The sequence below is a fragment of the Pseudonocardia sp. HH130629-09 genome, assembly GCF_001294645.1.
Taxonomy (GTDB): Bacteria; Actinomycetota; Actinomycetes; order Mycobacteriales; family Pseudonocardiaceae; genus Pseudonocardia.
In genome coordinates this window covers 3,731,155-3,747,639 of record NZ_CP011868.1, presented here as the reverse complement: position 1 = coordinate 3,747,639, position 16,485 = coordinate 3,731,155, and the positions used below count along the sequence as shown (strand labels likewise).

Below are 16,485 nucleotides of genomic sequence, written 5' to 3'. Positions count from 1 at the left end.
ACGTCGAACTAGGGTCTGGCCGCACCGGGCGCGACGGCGTCCGGATCCGGCGTGGGGGGACCACATGGCGACGACGCACGACCCGGCGGGCAGCAACCGCCCGGACTTCTCCCACGAGGAGGAGGGCTACCACAAAGGTCTGGGGAAACGGCAGCTCCAGATGATCGCCATCGGAGGTGCGATCGGAACCGGGCTGTTCCTCGGTGCGGGCGGTCGGCTCGCCTCGGCGGGCCCCGCGCTGGCGCTGGTCTACGCGGTCTGCGGCGTGTTCGTGTTCCTGATCCTGCGGGCGCTCGGTGAGCTCGTGCTGCACCGGCCGTCGTCGGGGTCGTTCGTCTCCTACGCCCGCGAGTTCTACGGCGAGAAGGCGGCCTACGTGGCCGGCTGGCTGTACTTCCTCAACTGGGCCTTCACCTCCATCGTCGACGTGACGGCGATCGCGCTCTACATGAAGTTCTGGGGCGCCTTCTCCGACGCCCCGCAGTGGCTGATCGCCCTGATCGCCCTGGTCGTGGTGCTGGCGGCGAACCTGGTCTCGGTGAAGCTGTTCGGCGAGCTGGAGTTCTGGTTCGCGCTGGTCAAGGTGATCGCACTGGTGGCCTTCCTGGTGGTGGGCACGGTGTTCCTCGCGGGACGGTTCCCGATCCGCGGCGCCGAGACCGGCATCTCGGTGATCACCGACAACGGCGGTCTGCTGCCCAACGGCCTGCTCGCCGCGGTGGTCATCACCCAGGGCGTGGTGTTCGCCTACGCCGCGACCGAGCTGGTCGGCACCGCGGCGGGGGAGACCCAGAACCCGGAGAAGGTGATGCCCCGCGCGATCAACTCCGTGATCGCGCGCATCGCGCTCTTCTACGTCGGCTCGCTGGTGCTGCTCGGCCTGCTCCTGCCCTACACCGCCTATCGCGAGGGCGTCAGCCCGTTCGTCACGTTCTTCGACTCGATCGGCGTGCCCGGTGCCGGCACCGTGATGAACCTGGTGGTCCTGACCGCCGCGCTGTCCAGCCTCAACGCGGGGCTGTACTCGACCGGCCGCATCCTGCGCTCGATGGCGATGAACGGGTCGGCGCCGGGCTTCACCGGCCGGATGAACAAGTCGGGAGTGCCCTACGGCGGCATCGGCCTGACCGCGGTGATCACCTTGCTCGGCGTCGGGCTGAACGCGGTGGTCCCCGAGCAGGCCTTCGAGATCGTGCTGAACATCGCCTCGCTGGGCATCCTCGCCAGCTGGGCCACGATCGTGCTCTGCCAGATCCGGTTCGTGCGGATGACCGAGTCCGGGATCCTCACCCGGCCCTCGTTCCGGCTGCCCGGCTCGCCGTGGACCGGCTACGCGGTCCTGGTCTTCCTGCTCGGGGTGCTGGTGCTGATGGGCTTCGACTACCCGGTCGGGACCTTCACCGTCGCCTCCATCCCGGTGCTGGCGGTGCTGCTGACGATCGGCTGGTTCCGGGTGCGGACCCGGGTCCGCGAGGCCGCCCAGGAGCGGATGGGCTACACCGGAGCCTTCCCGGTCCGCGCCGACCGGCCGCACCCGCCGCACCGCGGCTGACCGGACCGTGCCCGGTCTCTAGACTCCGAGCCGTGGCACGCGTGAAGGCAGGAGCGGCGGCGAACCCGGCACCCCCGACGGTGCAGCGGGTCCGCCTGCGCTTCGCCAAGCGCGGCCGGCTGCGGTTCCTGTCGCACCGCGACGTCGCCCGCAGCTTCGAGCGCGCCGTCCGCCGGGCCGGCGTCCCGGTCGCGCACTCGCACGGCTTCAGCCCGCATCCGCGGCTGTCCTGGGTCGGGGCCGCCCCGACCGGTGCGGCCAGCGAGGCCGAGTACGTCGAGATGGGCCTGACCCGCGAGGTCGACCCGGAGCTGGTCCGCGCGGCGATGGACCAGGCGCTGCCCGACGGGCTCGACGTCGTCGCGGCCGCGACCGCGGTCCCGCCGGCGCTGGCCGACCGGATCGACGCCGCCCGCTGGCGGCTGGAGGTCCGCGGCATCGCCGTCGAGGAGGTGCGGGCCGCGGTCGAGGCGTTCACCGCGCAGGAGTCGGTCGTGGTGACCCGGCTGACCCCGTCCGGCCGCAAGGAGATCGACGTGCGTGCGGCCGTCGTCACTCTGCTCGTCGAACCGCAGGTGAACGACCCGGAGGGCGATCGTGACCCGTCCGGGTCGGCGGGTTCGCCGTCCCCGGTCACCGACTGTGCGATACTGACGGCGGTCGTACGGCTGACGACACCGACCGTTCGACCCGATGACGTACTGGGCGCGCTCACCGTCGTCGCAGACCTGGCGCCGCCGGTACCGGTGACGGCCACCCGGTTGGTGCAGGGCCTGCTCGACGACGCGGGCGACCTGGTGGATCCGCTCGGTGCGGTCCCGGTGACCCGGGCCCGGCCGGACGCTTCCTGACCCGGACGGCGCACCGCCTCCGGTCCGGCGTCGAGCACCATCCCCGGAGATCGGGGAGCGACACCAGATGTGCCGCACCGCGCAACCCGCGCGTGCTGCGGAACGTACGCGCAAGGTCCCTGCGTGGCCGCCTCCGACGCGAGGCGCCCGGGGGCGAAGGAGCTGAATGTCCGTGAACGACACGCCCGCCGGTGACACCGGCGGGCTCTCCGAGCTGCCGGAGAAGATGCGGGTCCACGCCCTGGCCAAGCTGCTGGGGACCGCGAGCCGAGACGTCCTCGCCGCCCTGTCCGGGCTCGGCCAGGAGGTCCGCAGTGTCCAGTCCAGCATCACCCGGGCGACGGCCGAGCAGGTCGTCGCCGCCCTGCGTCCGGGCACCGAGCCCGCCGCGGCGTCGGCCGACCGGGCCCCGGAGCCGGCCGTCACCGACGCGCCCGACCCGGTGGTGACCGAGGTGCTCGCCGCACTCGACCTCGGCGCCGGCAGCGCCACCGACAGAGACAGCGCCACCGACAGCGGCACCGACGCCGACGCCGACGCCGGCCCGGAGGTCGCCGCGGACCCCGCCGACCCGTTCACGACCGGCTCCGCCCGGGCTCGTGGCGCGGCCGCACCGGCGCTCGCCCCGGTCTTCGCTGTCCCGATGTTCCAGGCCCCGGCCGCCCCGGGTGCCGCTCCCGCCGCGACCCCGGAGCCCGCGTGGGGCCGCGACACCGCGGCCGAGCAGGCCGAGGACGGCCCCGGCGACGGCGCCCCTCGCAAGGGACGGAAGGGCCGTCGCCGCAAGGACCGCGACGCCGCCGCGACCGACGCCGCCGTGACCGACGGCACTGCCGGCACCGGCAGTGCCGACAGCACCGGCGACGCCGGTGACCCGGTCCGTGTGGACGTCCCGGCCGGGGACTCCGCCGACGACCGGGCCGAGGACCGGCCCGACTCCGACGACGACGGTGACGACGAGAACGGCAACCGCCGTCGTCGCCGCCGGGGCCGCCGTGGCCGTGGCCGCGGCAAGGGCGGCGAGGACTTCGGCGAGGACGGCGGCGACGACTCCGACGACTCCGAGGACCCCGGCTCCGAGGACTCCGGGGCGGACTCCGGGTCCACCGGGGCCGGCTCCGAGGACTCCGACTCCTCGGACGACTCCGACGACTCCGAGGACCAGTCCTCGGGCGGCTCGCGCCGGCGGCGGCGCCGTCGTCGACGCGGGGGGTCCGAGGTCGAGGACCGTTCCGAGGACGACCCGCCCAACACCGTCACCCGGGTCCGCGAGGCCCGCAGCGAGTCCCGCCAGGACTCCGGATCGTCCTCCGACGACCAGGTCCAGGGCGTGCGCGGCTCCACCCGGCTCGAGGCCAAGCGCCAGCGCCGCCGGGAGGGCCGCGACGCGGGTCGTCGCCGGCCGCCGATCCTGTCCGAGTCGGAGTTCCTGGCCCGGCGCGAGTCGGTCGACCGCCAGATGGTGATCCGCCAGCGCGCCGACCGCACCGAGATCGGTGTGCTCGAGGACGGCATCCTGGTCGAGCACTTCATCACCGGTGGCAACTCCGGCAGCTCGATGGTCGGCAACGTCTACCTCGGCCGTGTGCAGAACGTGCTGCCGTCGATGGAGGCGGCGTTCGTCGACATCGGGCGTGGTCGCAACGCCGTGCTCTACGCCGGCGAGGTCGACTGGGACGCCGCCGGACTCAACGGCAAGGCGCGCAAGATCGAGCAGGCGCTCTCCTCGGGCGACCAGGTCCTTGTACAGGTCACCAAGGACCCGGTCGGTCACAAGGGTGCCCGGCTGACCACGCAGCTCTCCCTCGCCGGTCGCTTCCTGGTCTACGTGCCCTCCGGTGGCGCCGCGGGGATCTCCCGCAAGCTGCCCGACACCGAGCGCAAGCGCCTCAAGGAGATGCTGAAGGAGATCGTCCCGGCCGACGCCGGTGTGATCATCCGGACCGCCTCCGAGGGCGTCTCGCACGAGGCACTGGAACGTGACGTCCGCCGGCTGCAGGCGCAGTGGGAGGTCGTCAAGGAGAAGGCGAACAAGACCGGCCCCGGCGCGCCCAAGGCGCCGACGCTCCTCTACGAGGAGCCGGACATGCTGGTCAAGGTCGTGCGCGACCAGTTCAACGAGGACTTCTCGAAGCTGATCGTGTCCGGCGCCGACGCCTGGGACACCGTGTCCGGCTACGTCGAGCACGTCGCGCCCGAGCTCGCCGACCGGATGCACCGCCACACCGGCCCGTCCGACGTCTTCACCGAGTACCGGATCGACGAGCAGCTGCTCAAGGCGCTGGACCGCAAGGTCTGGCTGCCCTCGGGCGGCACGCTGGTGATCGACCGGACCGAGGCGATGACCGTCGTCGACGTCAACACCGGCAAGTTCACCGGCTCCGGCGGCAACCTCGAGGAGACCGTCACCCGCAACAACTTGGAGGCGGCCGAGGAGGTCGTCCGCCAGCTGCGGCTGCGCGACATCGGCGGGATCATCGTCGTCGACTTCATCGACATGGTGCTCGAGGCGAACCGGGACCTGGTCCTGCGCCGCCTCACCGAGTGCCTCGCCCGGGACCGCACCCGTCACCAGGTCGCCGAGGTGACCTCGCTCGGCCTGGTCCAGATGACCCGCAAGCGGGTCGGCGGCGGGCTGCTGGAGCACTTCTCCACCACCTGCGAGCACTGCCGCGGGCGGGGCGTCATCGTCTCGACCGACACCGGGCCGGACCACCAGCACGGCCGCTCCGGCAACGGCGCCCAGCACGGCAACGGCTCCGGGAACGGCAACGGGAACGGGAACGGCTCGGGCAACGGGCACGGCGGCTCCGGGAACGGTGGCCACGCCGACTCCGAGGGCGGCGGACGCCGCAAGCGGCGTCGGGGCGGCAACGGCAACGGGGACTCCGGCCAGAACGAACCGGGTGACGGTGACTCCGGCCGCCAGGAGGCCGACCGCAACGGCTCCGGCCACCGCAACGGCTCCGACCGTCCGGACGGTCGGAGCGAGGGCCGGGACCGTGCCCGGGACGACTCCGGCGACACCGGGCGCGTCGACGCCGCCGCGGCGGTCGCGGCCGTCGCCGCGGGCAGCACCCCGAAGGGCGACGACGGCGCGACCGCCGGAGCCACCGGGGTCTCCGTGCCGGCCACGGCCGACACCGCCACCACCGTCGACGCCGCGCCCGCACCCGCACCGGCCGACGACGAGACCGTCGTCGCCGAGCCGCGCGGTGAGCTGACCGGTTCCCCGGCCCCCGTGGTCGCCGAGCCCACCGGTGCCCCGCAGGCCGCGGCCCCGGCCCGGGACGTGGCCCCGGAGCCGACGGCGACGAGCCCCGCCCCGGAGCCCGACGCACCCGCACCGCGCCGCCGCCGGGCCAGCCGGTCCGCCGGCCCGGTCCGCGGTGGTGAGCCGGTGGTCATCACGACCGCCTCGACACCGGAGGAGTCCACTCCGCCGGCCGCCACGGCGACACCGGCCGACGCGGGAACGGCGGCCGTCCCGGCCGTCGCCGCGCAGCCGGAGCCCGCCGCGGTCGTCACCCGTACCCGCCGTTCGCGCCGGGCGGCATCCCGCCCGGCGGGTCCGCCCCAGGACGGAGGGTGACAGTGACCCCGCCGGAGAGCACTCCGACGGGGTCGCGTAACCTCGACCGACAGAAGCCACGCCTCTGCACACGACAGTGTTCGGCACGGGGGCCGTGGTGTGCGCGCCGGGACCGGCGCGAGCTGTCACAGCCCGAGCGCACCAGATGCGCCCCCGATGTTCAGGAGTCGTGCGTCAGCGATGTACGCGATCGTCAAGACCGGCGGCAAGCAGTACAAGGTGGCCGTCGACGACGTGGTCACCGTCGAGAAGCTCGACGGTGAGCCCGGCGCCGAGATCATTCTGCCCGCCGTGCTGCTCGTCGACGGCGACCAGGTGACCACCGACGCCAGCGGCCTCACCTCCGCGGTGACGGCCACCGTCGTCGAGCACACCAAGGGTCCGAAGATCCGGATCCACAAGTTCAAGAACAAGACCGGGTACCACAAGCGTCAGGGTCACCGTCAGCCCCTGACGAAGGTCCAGGTCACCGCGATCGGCAAGTAAGGAGCCCGCGTCATGGCACACAAGAAGGGTGCGTCCAGCTCCCGTAACGGTCGCGACTCCAACGCCCAGTACCTGGGTGTGAAGCGTTTCGGCGGCCAGTCGGTCAAGGCCGGCGAGATCCTCATCCGTCAGCGCGGCACCGCCACCCACCCGGGTGTCAACGTCGGGCGCGGCAAGGACGACACGCTGTTCGCCCTCGCCGCCGGGACCGTCGAGTTCGGTTCCAAGCGCGGCCGCAAGACCGTGAACATCGTGCCGGCCGAGGTCTGAGCGACCCGCCAGCACAGCGACGCCGACGGCGGGTCACCCCGGTAACGGGGGGCCCGCCGTTCGTCGTGTCACCACCCACCGCGGCCCGCCGCGGTACGACACCGACAGGAGCACCGTCATGTCCCGGTTCGTGGACCGCGTCGTGCTGCACGCGACCGCGGGTGCCGGGGGCAACGGCTGCGCCTCGGTACACCGCGAGAAGTTCAAGCCGCTCGGCGGCCCCGACGGCGGCAACGGCGGCCGGGGCGGCTCGGTCGTGCTCGTCGTCGACGCGGGCGTGCACACGCTGCTCGACTACCACCACCGCCCCCGCGCGGAGGCGAAGAACGGCACCCAGGGGCAGGGGGCGTTCAAGCAGGGCGCCAACGCCCCGGACCTGGAGCTGCGGGTGCCCGACGGCACCGTCGTGCTCGACGCGAATGGCGAGGTCGTCGCCGACCTGGTCGGGGTCGGCACCCGGTTCGTCGCCGCCGAGGGCGGACGGGGCGGGCTCGGCAACGTCGCGCTGGCCTCCGCCGCCCGCAAGGCACCGGGCTTCGCGCTGCTCGGCGAGCCCGGCGACGAGGTCGAACTGACCCTGGAGCTGCGCAGCCTCGCCGACGTCGGCCTCGTCGGGTTCCCCAGCGCGGGCAAGTCCTCGCTGGTCGCGGCGCTGTCCGCGGCCCGTCCGAAGATCGCCGACTACCCGTTCACCACCCTCGTGCCGCAGCTCGGCGTGGTCAGCGCCGGCGACGACACCTTCACCGTCGCCGACGTCCCCGGCCTCATCCCCGGCGCCGCCGAGGGCCGTGGCCTCGGCCTGGAGTTCCTGCGCCACATCGAGCGCTGCTCGGTGCTGGTGCACGTCGTGGACTGCGCGACCTTCGAGACCGAGCGCGACCCGGTGTCCGACATCGAGGCGCTGGAGACCGAGCTGGCGCACTACGCCGAGGCGCTCGGCACCAGCGCGCTGGGCGAGCGGATCGACCAGCGGCCGCGCCTGGTCGCGCTCAACAAGATCGACGTCCCGGACGCCGCCGACCTGGTCGACATGGTCCGCGACGACCTGACCGAGCGCTTCGGCTGGCCGGTGTACGCGATCTCCACCGCGTCCCGCGCCGGGCTGCGCGAGCTGAGCTTCGCGATGGCCGAGCGGGTCGCCGCGGCCCGCGCCGCGCGCCCGGAGGCCGAGCCGAGCCGGATCGTGCTGCGCCCGCGCGCCGTCGACGACACCGGCTTCACCATCACACCCGACCCGGAGCTCGACGGCGGGTTCATCGTGCGCGGGGAACGCCCCGAGCGGTGGATCCGCCAGACCGCGTTCGAGAACGACGAGGCCGTCGGCTACCTCGCCGACCGGCTCGCCCGGCTCGGCGTGGAGGAGGCGCTGGCCAAGGCCGGAGCCGTCCCCGGCTGCCCGGTCACCATCGGCCAGGTCACCTTCGACTGGGAGCCGTCCACCCCGGCCGGCGTCGCCGCCCTGCTCACCGGGCGCGGCACCGACATCCGGCTGGAGGGCAACGAGCGGGTCGGCGCCGCCGAGCGCAAGCGCGCCCGGGTGGCGCGCCGGGCGCACCTGTCCGACGCCGAGCTCGCCGCGGGCGCCCGCTACTCCTCGGATCACGAGATCGAGGAGTGAGACCGGCGTGAGCACGCGCGCCACGCTGGGTGCCGCGAAGCGGATCGTGGTGAAGGTCGGGTCGTCGTCGCTGACGAGTCTGACCGGCGGGCTCGATCCGGCCCGGCTCGACGCGCTGGTCGACGCCCTGATGGGGCGCCGCGCCGCCGGCACACAGGTGGTGCTCGTCTCCTCGGGGGCGATCGCGGCCGGGCTCGCGCCACTGCAGCTGCGCAGGCGGCCGCGGGACCTCGCGACCCAGCAGGCCGCCGCGGCGGTCGGGCAGCTGCTGCTCGCCCACGCCTACTCGGCGTCCTTCGCCCGGCACGGGCAGGGCATCGGGCAGGTCCTGCTCACCGCCGACGACATGATCCGCCGCTCGAACTACCGCAACGCCCAGCGCACGCTGGAGCGGCTGCTGCAGCTCGGGTCGCTGCCGGTGGTCAACGAGAACGACACCGTCGCCACCGCCGAGATCCGGGTGGGCGACAACGACCGGCTCGCCGCACTCGTCGCGCACATCGTCGGCGCCGACGCGCTCGTGCTGCTCTCCGACGTCGACGGCCTCTACGACGGCCACCCGCGCGACCCCGGCACGTCGCTGATCTCCGAGGTCGACGACCCGGCCGAGCTCGCCGGGGTCAGCGTCACCCGTCCCGGGTCCGGGCTGGGCACCGGCGGCATGGCCACCAAGGTCGAGGCGGCCGCGATGGCGTCGGCCGCCGGGATCCCGGTGCTGCTGACCGCCGCCGACCGGATCGCCGACGCCCTGGCCTGCACCGACGACGGGCCGAAGGTCGGCACCGTGTTCCGCGCCGCCGGGACCCGGATGAGCGCCCGCCGATTCTGGCTGCGGCACGCCGCCGACGTCCGCGGGGCCCTCGACCTCGACGACGGCGCGGTCGAGGCCGTCCGGAAGCGGCGTCGCTCGCTGCTCGCGGCGGGTGTCCACGGGGTCTCCGGCGACTTCGTCGCGGGGGACGTGGTCGAGCTCCGCGCCCCGTACGGCCGCCCGATCGCCCGCGGCGTGGTGTCCTACGACGCGACCGAGCTGCCGCACATGATCGGCCGCCGGAGCCGCGAGCTGCCCCCCGAACAGCGGCGCGAACTCGTCCACGCGGACGACCTCGTTCTGCTCTAGGCGGCGGCAGGGGCACAATGCCCGCATGTCGGCCGACCGCGCCCGTTCCGCGCTGGTCGCGTCCCTGGTCAGCGCCGGCCGGGTGCGCACCCCCGCGGTCCGCGCGGCACTGGAGACGGTGCCGCGCCACCTGTTCCTGCCCGCCCTCGATCCCGGCGAGGCCTACGCCGACGTCGCCGTCCCGATCAAGGTCGACGACGGCGTGACGGTCAGCTCGGTCTCCCAGCCGTCGATGGTCGCGATCATGCTGGAACAGCTGGGCGCCGGGCCGGGGCACCGGGTGCTGGAGGTCGGCGCGGGGGCCGGCTGGAACGCGGCTCTGCTGGCTGAGCTGGTCGGCCCGGACGGAGCCGTGACCACCCTCGACATCGACGACGACCTGGTCGCCGGGGCCCGGGCGAACCTGGACACCGCCGGGTTCGACGACGTCGACGTCGTCGCCGGGGACGGGGCGCTCGGGTACCCGCCCGGGGCGCCCTACGACCGCATCGAGCTGACGGTCGGCTCCACCGGCGTCCGGCCGGAGTGGGTCGCCCAGCTCGCGCCCGGCGGCCGGCTGCTGCTGCCGCTCACGGTCCGCGGCAGCCAGCTGTCGGTGGCGTTCGTCCACACCGCCCCGGGGCGGCTGCGGTCGAGCTCGGTGCGCAGCTGCGCGTTCGTCCGGCTGCGCGGGGAGGGTGCGGACCAGGGGGCCGAGGTCTCGCTGCCCGACGGACGGTGGCGGGTGCAGCCCGCCTGTGGCTCCGACGACGCCGACGACCCGGACCCGCGGGCACTGGCCCGCGCGACCACCGGCGAGGGCACCGCCCGGCCCGTCGCCGCGGCGGGCACGGTGGCGGACCTGTGGGACGGGCTCGGGCTGTGGGCCGCGGTCGCCGACCCGGGGGTGGTGCGGCTGTTCGGCCCGGCCGAGGGCGGGGCCGCGCCGACGTTGTTCGACCTCGGTGGCGTCCGCGCGACGCTGGGCCTGGTCGCCGGCGACGGGTGCGCGGTGCTGCTGGCGGCCCCGGAGGCGACGGTGCGGGCCTGCGGGCCGGACGGTGACCTCGCCGCCGAGCGGCTGGCCGGGCTGATCGCGGGGTGGGTCGACGCGGGCCGGCCGCACGCGGCGGACCTGCGCATCGAGGCGGTCGTCCCGTCGCTCGCCGATCCCCGGGACGGCGCCGACAGCGCCACCAGTGCCACCGGAGCGCCCGGGGCCGGGCCGGGCGAGGTGCTGGTGGACGGTGCGGGTACCCGGCTGACCCTGCGCTGGGGTCCGGCCCACGCCGGGGGCTGAGCGGGCCCCGGCGTGGGCCGACCGGGTGAGCGCACGGCTCAGACCTGCTCGACGTCGAAGTTGACCAGGCCACCCTGGATCTCGGTCACGGTGGCGCGGACGTCGATCGAGTCCTGGCCGGAGGTGACCCGGCAGCCCACGGCCTGGCCGGTGGCGGGGGCGAGGTCGCCGTCGCAGGTGGTGGCGTCGATCGGGACGCCGGCGTTCTGCGCGACGAGCGAGCCGACGGTGTCCTGCAGACCGTGGTGCCGAACAGGACGGTGGTCGTCGCGGCGGCGGCGAGGCCGAGCCGGGCGAGGGCGCGCAGGGCGGCGTTCACGGTGTCTCCTCGGGTGATGGCCCCGGCGGACCGGGTGGCGGGTGGGGCGAACACCGCCGAATTCTGCGGTGGACCACTGGCAGCTCACTCGCAGCGGCCTTGCAGGGGTGTGCCGGCGGCCCCCGCGGCGGGCTCCGGGGGAGACCGGGCGGCCTCGTCCTCGGGGGCCGGCTCAGGCGCTGCGGCCCACGGCCCGGGCGGCGCCGTCGCCGTCGCCGAGCTCGTCGAGGACCGCGGCGACCGTCGCCCGCCCACCCGCGACACCCTCGGTGAACGCGGTCGCGTACCGCTCGGCGGACCCGCCGAGGGCGGCCCGGACCAGGGCGACGTCGCGCTCGGAGTCCTGCGGGTCCATCTCCTCGGGCCGGTAGCCGACCTCGCCGCCGATCGCGGACACCGCCCCGAGCAGCCGGGCACCCCGTACGCCGTCCCCGGACTGCCCCAGCGCGCCCGCGAGGGTGTGCGTCGCGACCAGCCAGGACGTCACGTCGGGCTCGCCGCCGAGGAACCGCACCAGCGACTCCGCCTCGTCCAGGGCGGCGGCCGCGTCACCGCGGTCGAGCAGGGTCTTCACCAGGTGCCAGCGCGAGGACCCGTCGGCGAACCCGTGCCCGGCCCGCCGCGCGACGGCCACCGCCGACCGGAGCACGTCCAGCGCCGTCGCGGTGTCCCCGCCGAGCCGCGCGAGGTGCCCGGCGGCCATCAGCGTCTCGGACTCACCGGGGCCGTCCCCGGCGGCGCGCGACACCGCGAGCGCCTCGCCCAGCAGGGCCTGCGCGGCCGCCGGGTCGGTCGCCGCCGCCAGGTAGGCGCGGAACGCGAGCCCGCGGGCGACCTTGGTCGGGTGCCGGGCCGGGGCCACCCGCTCCAGCCCGGCCGCGACGTCGGCGGCCGCGCCCGCCGGGTCCCCGGCCAGGTAGCGCAGGGGTCCGGAGGCGACGTGCGCCAGCCCGACGGCCTCCGGGTCGGCGTCCGGCCCGGCCGCCGCCAGCGCCCCGGCCAGGCGCAGCGCGTCGTCGACGGCGGCGGTGCGGCCGTCGGCCAAGGCGGCCCGGACGTTCGGCTGCTCGGCGCGGACCCGCCCGAACCAGCGGGCCGCGTCGTGGCCGAGCCACGCGGCGTCGGCCACGGTCACGACGTCGAGGACCCAGCGTCGGTGCGCGGTGCGGGCAGCGGCCCGCCCGGCGTCGTCGAGCAGGGTGTCGCCGAAGGCCCGCAGGGTCTCCAGCAGCGCGAACCGGCGTGGTCCCGGCGCACCGGCGGCGACGCCGACCAGGGACTTCGCGACGAGGGTGGCCAGCCCGTCGCGGACCGGCGCCCCGACGACGGCGGCGGCCGCGGCCGCGTCGAACCCGCCGGTGAACACCGACAGCGCGGCGAACAGTCGACGGTCGGCCGGGTCGAGGTCGTCGACCGACAGCGCGATCGTGCGCTCCAGGCTGCGGTGCCGGGCGGGGTTGCCCCGGCCGGCCACCACGAGCAGGGAGAACCGGTCGTCGAGGGCGTCCGCGATCTCCCCGACCGAACAGGGTGCGGCTGCGGGCGGCGGCCAGCTCGACGGCCAGCGGGAGCCGGTCGAGCCGGGCGCAGACCTCGGCGACGAGCGCCCGGTCGTCGCCGGTCGGTGTGGCGCCGGGTGCCGCGGCCGACGCGCGGTCCAGGAACAGCTGCTCGGCCGCGGCGGGGGACAGCGGCGCGAGTTCCCGCAGCTGTTCCCCGGCAGGTCGACGGGCTCGCGGCTGGTCGTGACCACCCGCACCCCGGGGCAGGCGGGCAGCAGCGTCGTGAGCAGCTCGGCGACCGCGTCGAGGACGTGCTCGCAGTTGTCGAGCACCAGCAGGCCTGAGCTGTCGGCGAGGGCCGCGGGGAGCTGGCCGGCGCCCTGCGCGGTGAGCTCCTCGGCGAGCAGGTCCCGCGCGGTCCGCAGGACGGCCAGCGCGTCGGCCCGGCGCCCGGTGCGGTAGAGCGCGCGGGCCCGCAGCGCCCACGCGCGCTCGCGCAGCGGGAACTCGGTGGTGAGCGCGGCCAGCTCGTCGAGCAGCGTCAGGTCCTCGCCGGTGGCGAGTGCGGCGGCGGCCCGGTCCTCGCGGATCCCGGCGCGCAGCTCGGTCAGCGCGGCCACCTCGGCCGCGAGGAAGGCACGGTCGGCGAGGTCGCCGAAGGGGGGTGCCGTCGCCGGTGGCGAGCGCGAGGTCCAGCACCGACACCGCCTCGTGCGGACGTCGCTGTGCCAGCGCGGTGGCACCGCGGGCGGCGAGCTCCCGCATCGCCCACACGTCGACCTGCTCGGGTCGCACGGCCAGGGAGTAGCCGCCGCTGCCGCGGACCAGCACCGTCGCGGCCCCGCGGGCCGTACGTCCGGGCTCCAGGACGGCCCGCAGCCGGGCGACGTAGGTGTGCAGCGCCTGCTTCGCGGCCGGGGCGGGCTCCCCGTCCCAGACGGCGTCGATCAGCAGGTCCTCGGTGGCCGGACGCCCAGCGGCGACGACGAGTGCGGCGAGCAGGGCCCGCGGGCGCGGCCCACCGAGAGCCAGGTCCTCGCCGTCACGACGCGCCCGCACACCGCCGAGGACCGAGAGCTGCGGTGGGGCCGCCTGCGGGGGGACGGCCTCCACAGGCACGGCAGGACCGGGCATGTGCCGACCCTACGAAGGTGATCCGGGTCCCCGGAATCATCTGCCCTGATGATGCGCGGCCGGTCAGCCGTGCGGCTCCAGGTGGACCAGCGGGATCTCCCGGCTGGTGCTGCGCTGGTAGCCGGCGTAGTTGCGGTACCGCTCCGTGACCTGCGGCCACAGCGTCGCCCGCTCGGCCGGGTCGGCGATCCGGGCGCGCATCGGCACCCGTGGGCCGCCCTGGACGGCGACCTCGACGTCCGGGTCGGCACGCAGGTTGAGGAACCAGGCGGGGTGGCGGTCGTCGCCGCCCCGGGAGGCGACGACGACGTACTTCCCGTCGCCGTGGAGCGGGGCCGTGAGCAGCACCGTGCGCGGCTCACCGGAGCGTCGGCCACGGGTGGTCAGCTCGACGACGGGCATCCCCATCGCCGAGTGGCCGATCTTCCCGCCGGTCAGCCGGATCAGCAGCCGATGGCCCGCGTTCATGGCCTTGAGTGCGAAGTCGGGCGGGTTCATGCCCCGAGCCTACCGACGGGTAGGGCTCGGTCGGCGGGCGTCGTCCTCCACGGGAGACCTCACCCGGCGACGGCCAGCACGAGCGGCAGCACCTCCGGCGCCCCGGCCCGCCGCAGCGCCCGCGCGGCGACGGTCATCGTCCAGCCCGAGTCGACGACGTCGTCGACCAGCAGCACCGGCCCGTCGATCCCGGACAGGTCCGGCACGGTGGCGGCGTCGAGCCCCTCCCACACCGCGGCCAGCCGCCGGGCCGAGTTCTCCGCCGCCGCGGGACGCTCGCCGACGGGGGAGAGGGTGCCGAGCAGCGGCAGCCTGCCGATCTCGGCGATCCGCCGGGCGAGGTGGTCGAGCTGGTGCGGGCGGGTCCGCGAGCCGATCCCGACCACACCCACCGGTCGCTGCTCCCAGTCCCACCCGGCGAGCACCCGGACCAGCGCGTCGAGCACGTCGGCCGGTACCGGGTCGTCGCCGCCGGAGACGAGCTCGCGCAGCCGGGTGCCCCACCCGATGTCGGACAGCCGTCCGATCGCCCGGCCGGTGGCGGCCTGCTCGCCCGCGGCGATCTTCCCCGAGAGCGGGACCCCGATGTCCCTCATCCCGGACGGCCACATCTTCCGTGGTGCCACCTCGATCCCGGGCCGGGCCAGGCGCTCGGCGGCGGCCTGCTCGCCGTCGGCGGACACCTCGTCGGACCAGACGGTGCCGGTGCAGGTGTCGCAGCGCCCGCACGGCGTCGGGTCCGGGTCGTCGAGCTGGCGGCGCAGGAACACCAGCCGGCACTCGGTCGTCGCGATGTAGTCGAGCATCGCCTGCTGCTCGGCACGGCGGGCGGCGTTCACGCGCTCGTGGCGCTCGGTGTCGTAGACCCACTCCCGGCCGGTGGCGATCCAGCCGCCCTTGACCCGCTTCGCGGCGCCGTCGGCGTCGAGGACCTTGAGCAGCATCTCCAGCCGGGTGCGGGACAGGTCGACGCGGGTCTCGATCGACGCGGTGGACTGGGGCCGGTCCGACAGCACGGCGAGGGTCTGGCGGACCAGGGGCTCGGGCGGGAACGCCAGCGACGCGAAGTAGGCCCAGATGTCGCGGTCCTCGCGGCCGGGCAGGAGCACCACCTCGGCCCGGTCCAGCGCGCGACCGGCGCGGCCGATCTGCTGGTAGTAGGCGACCGGCGAGGCGGGCGCCCCGAGGTGCACGACGAACCCGAGGTCGGGCTTGTCGAAGCCCATGCCCAGGGCCGAGGTCGCGACCAGGGCCTTCACCCGGTTCTCCATCAGGTCGGACTCGGCAGCCAGGCGGTCCTCGGGATCGGTGCGCCCGGAGTAGGAGCGCACCGCGACCCCGCGCTCGCGCAGGAACTCGGCCACGTCGTCCGCGGCCTGGACGGTGAGGGTGTAGATGATGCCGGCGCCCGGCATCTCGTCGAGCTTCGCCGCGAGCCACGCCAGTCGCCGGGCCGGGGACGGCAGCCGGACCACCGCCAGCCGCAGCGACTCGCGGTCCAGCGACCCGCGCAGCACCAGCGTGTCCTGCTGGTCGTGCCCCATCCCCAGCTGCTCGGACACGTCGGTGACGACCCGGTCGTTCGCCGTCGCCGTCGTCGCCAGCACCGGGATCCCCGACGGCAGCTCGGCGATCAGCGTGCGCAGCCGCCGGTAGTCCGGCCGGAAGTCGTGGCCCCAGTCGGACACGCAGTGCGCCTCGTCGACCACCAGCATCCCGGCGCTCGCCGCCAGCTTCGGCAGCACCCGGTCGCGGAAGTCGGGGTTGTTGAGCCGCTCGGGGGACACGAGCAGCACGTCGACGTCCCCGTTCGCGATGTCGGCGTAGACCGCGTCCCACTCGTCGGCGTTCGCCGAGTTCACCGTGACCGCCACGATCCCGGAGCGGATCGCGGCGTCGATCTGGTTGCGCATGAGCGCCAGCAGCGGTGACACGATCACCGTCGGGCCGGCGCCGTGGGCACGCAGCAGCGCGGTGGCCACGAAGTAGACCGCGGACTTGCCCCAGCCGGTGCGCTGCACGACCAGGGCCCGGCGGTGCTGGGCGACCAGCGCCTCGATAGCGGTCCACTGGTCCTCGCGCAGCCGGGCCCGCGGCCCGGCCAGCTGCTGCAGGACGGTCTCCGCGCGCTCGCGCAGGTCGGTGCTCGATGCGGTGGTCACGGCACCCATGGTGGACCCGACCCCCGACAACGATCCGACGCGGGCCGCCGGGATGTGAACCGGGCCACCCGTCCGACGCGTGGCGGTCCGGGCGTGCAGGAT

General features: G+C 75.2%; 12 protein-coding genes and 1 pseudogene. 8 read left to right on the top strand and 5 right to left on the bottom strand.

Annotated features, from left to right (window positions below; genetic code table 11):
- The first annotated feature begins 64 nt into the window (after positions 1 to 64).
- From XF36_RS17175 to XF36_RS17140, 8 genes are all read left to right on the top strand, one after another.
- Complete coding sequence (locus tag XF36_RS17175) at positions 65 to 1,552, top strand: amino acid permease (protein WP_060712772.1); 1,488 nt, start codon at positions 65 to 67, stop codon at positions 1,550 to 1,552.
- A gap of 41 nt (positions 1,553 to 1,593) precedes the next feature.
- Positions 1,594 to 2,403 (top strand): TIGR03936 family radical SAM-associated protein, encoded by an 810-nt coding sequence (locus XF36_RS17170; protein WP_193394041.1) that lies wholly within the window; start codon positions 1,594 to 1,596, stop codon positions 2,401 to 2,403.
- A 172-nt stretch (positions 2,404 to 2,575) separates the two neighbouring features.
- Positions 2,576 to 5,995 carry a translation initiation factor IF-2 N-terminal domain-containing protein gene (locus tag XF36_RS17165; RefSeq protein ID WP_238588933.1) on the top strand — a complete coding sequence of 1,140 codons (3,420 nt, stop codon included), beginning with the start codon at positions 2,576 to 2,578 and terminating at the stop codon, positions 5,993 to 5,995.
- Between the two features lie 180 nt (positions 5,996 to 6,175).
- Positions 6,176 to 6,481, top strand: a complete 306-nt coding sequence (gene rplU / locus XF36_RS17160) for a 50S ribosomal protein L21 (RefSeq protein ID WP_020624746.1) — start codon at positions 6,176 to 6,178, stop codon at positions 6,479 to 6,481.
- 12 nt (positions 6,482 to 6,493) lie between these two features.
- A complete protein-coding gene (rpmA, locus tag XF36_RS17155) occupies positions 6,494 to 6,751 on the top strand; it encodes a 50S ribosomal protein L27 (protein ID WP_020624745.1) in 258 nt (85 codons plus the stop codon).
- 118 nt (positions 6,752 to 6,869) lie between these two features.
- Positions 6,870 to 8,369, top strand: coding sequence for a GTPase ObgE (obgE, locus tag XF36_RS17150; RefSeq protein ID WP_060712770.1), 1,500 nt, complete (start codon positions 6,870 to 6,872; stop codon positions 8,367 to 8,369).
- Between the two features lie 7 nt (positions 8,370 to 8,376).
- On the top strand, positions 8,377 to 9,489 hold the full coding sequence (proB, locus tag XF36_RS17145) for a glutamate 5-kinase (protein ID WP_060712769.1): 1,113 nt from the start codon (positions 8,377 to 8,379) through the stop codon (positions 9,487 to 9,489).
- 25 nt (positions 9,490 to 9,514) lie between these two features.
- Positions 9,515 to 10,768, top strand: a complete 1,254-nt coding sequence (locus XF36_RS17140; protein WP_060712768.1) for a methyltransferase domain-containing protein — start codon at positions 9,515 to 9,517, stop codon at positions 10,766 to 10,768.
- 38 nt (positions 10,769 to 10,806) lie between these two features.
- Here XF36_RS17140 and XF36_RS32520 read toward each other — a convergent pair whose 3' ends face one another.
- The 5 genes and pseudogenes from XF36_RS32520 to XF36_RS17120 all read right to left on the bottom strand — a co-directional run bounded on the left by XF36_RS32520 (position 10,807) and on the right by XF36_RS17120 (position 16,392).
- Positions 10,807 to 11,175, bottom strand: a complete 369-nt coding sequence (locus XF36_RS32520; RefSeq protein ID WP_168169534.1) for a hypothetical protein — start codon at positions 11,173 to 11,175, stop codon at positions 10,807 to 10,809.
- An 84-nt stretch (positions 11,176 to 11,259) separates the two neighbouring features.
- On the bottom strand, positions 11,260 to 13,209 hold the full coding sequence (locus XF36_RS17135) for a BTAD domain-containing putative transcriptional regulator (protein WP_060712767.1): 1,950 nt from the start codon (positions 13,207 to 13,209) through the stop codon (positions 11,260 to 11,262).
- 253 nt (positions 13,210 to 13,462) lie between these two features.
- Positions 13,463 to 13,723 (bottom strand): annotated as a pseudogene (locus tag XF36_RS35700) (AfsR/SARP family transcriptional regulator); the annotation flags it as partial.
- A gap of 63 nt (positions 13,724 to 13,786) precedes the next feature.
- Positions 13,787 to 14,221: a nitroreductase/quinone reductase family protein gene (locus tag XF36_RS17125; RefSeq protein ID WP_060712765.1), complete on the bottom strand. Its 435-nt coding sequence runs from the start codon at positions 14,219 to 14,221 to the stop codon at positions 13,787 to 13,789.
- Positions 14,222 to 14,280: 59 nt separating this feature from the next.
- On the bottom strand, positions 14,281 to 16,392 hold the full coding sequence (locus XF36_RS17120) for a RecQ family ATP-dependent DNA helicase (RefSeq protein WP_060714775.1): 2,112 nt from the start codon (positions 16,390 to 16,392) through the stop codon (positions 14,281 to 14,283).
- Between the last annotated feature and the right edge of the window lie 93 nt (positions 16,393 to 16,485).